The sequence below is a fragment of the Methylobacterium pseudosasicola genome, from assembly GCF_900114535.1.
Classification (GTDB): Bacteria; Pseudomonadota; Alphaproteobacteria; order Rhizobiales; family Beijerinckiaceae; genus Methylobacterium; species Methylobacterium pseudosasicola.
The window spans coordinates 1-1,433 of sequence record NZ_FOTK01000125.1; the positions used below are offsets into that span (position 1 = coordinate 1).

A 1,433-nucleotide genomic window follows, 5' to 3' on the forward strand; every position below is an offset into this window, starting at 1 on the left:
TGTTGAGGATCCTTGCGGTTGCGACGTGACCTCTGCTGGCGCGCTTAGGTTCTGCCGCGGGGTCTTTGGGTTTTCGCCTGCCGACCGTCACGCGCCCGGGGTCGATCCTGCGGGCCAAGCTCAGCAGGCGCGCGGCCAGGGCCGGTGGGTCGGTCGCACCGCAGGCCGTCCAGTGCTCAGGGGGCAGAGCGATCAGCAGCCCCTCGTAGCCGCCGCGGATCTGTAGGACGAGGTGATACAAGGACACCTTGGGGGCCGCCCCCGCGGCGGAGGTGTGCGCCCGCTCCACGCAGCGCTCGATCAGCGCCAGCACGTTGTAGGCCAGCAGGGCCACGCCGAAGCCGAACAGCGCCGCACGCGGATGACCCAGGCTGGGAATCTCGCTGTGCAGCACGCCCTCCAGGCGCTGGAACATCCCCTCGATGCACCAGCGGTCCCGGTAGGCCTGCGCGATCGCGGCAGCCTCCACCGAAGCCGGCAGGTTGCTCCACAGCCGCAGCATCCGATCGCCCGCCTGGGTCGGCTGCGCCAGCGTGAGCTCGAGGCGCCGCCACGTGACGGCGCGATCCGGATCCGGCTGCGCCTCGGCCGGATCGAGGGTGATGATCTGCTCGCGCAGGCTGCCCGTCTCGACCTCACCGGCCTCGTGCCAGGGGCCGGCCGCCCGCAGGCGGGGATGGTTGGCGTGCTCGCGCACGATGAAGCCGGCCCCGGCCGCATCCCAGCCGCGCAGCAGCGCGCCGGGACAGAAGTGGCGGTCGCCGATCCAGACCTGTCCCGGACCGGCCCGCTCCAGCAGGGGTGCAGCCAGGATCCGCTCGTGCGTGTAGGCGTCCTCGCCCGCCACGAGATCGGTCACCAAGCCGCTGTCAGGATCGTAGACCACCATCGCCAGCCCCGGCAGCGCCGCGCTGCGGCAACCGCGCAACGCCTTCAGGCGCTTGTGGCTGGCCGGCAGATGGTTGCCGTCGATCACCCGCAGCGCGTAGCCCGGCAGGCGAGCCGGCCGCGCCCCCAGTTCCGCCAGAACCGGGCCGAGCCGCTCGGCGCTGGCGCGCACCAGCGCCCCCAGCAAGGCCGGATCCGTGCGCTTGAGCTTGTCGTACAGCGCCGGCAGCGACACCGGCAGAGGCTCCGCCTGCCGGGCCGCCGCGTGCAACGAGGGCCGCAAGCCGACCGCCACCAGCATCATCAGCTCGACGATCGTCGAGAACAGCAACGCGCGCTCGTATTGGCGCTGGCGATGGGCTGCGAACACCGCATCGAGCCACGCCGCCGGAAACGCCTGCTCCAGAAGCGTCCGCGCCATCACACCCGCCGGCGCCTGTTGCTCGAAGCGCTCCAGAACGGCCGACCAGACACACCCCAATCCGTCTGATGATCCTCTCATCCCAACGACTTGGGCACACAACAAACACCTTAAAAGGGCTGGG

Annotated in this window: 1 protein-coding gene; it reads right to left on the reverse strand. The window is 71.0% G+C overall.

Annotated elements, in window-relative coordinates; all coding sequences use genetic code 11:
* On the reverse strand, positions 1–1,309 hold a 1,309-nt coding region (locus BM228_RS33470; protein ID WP_139234363.1), incomplete at its 3' end, for an IS4 family transposase.
* Between the last annotated feature and the right edge of the window lie 124 nt (positions 1,310–1,433).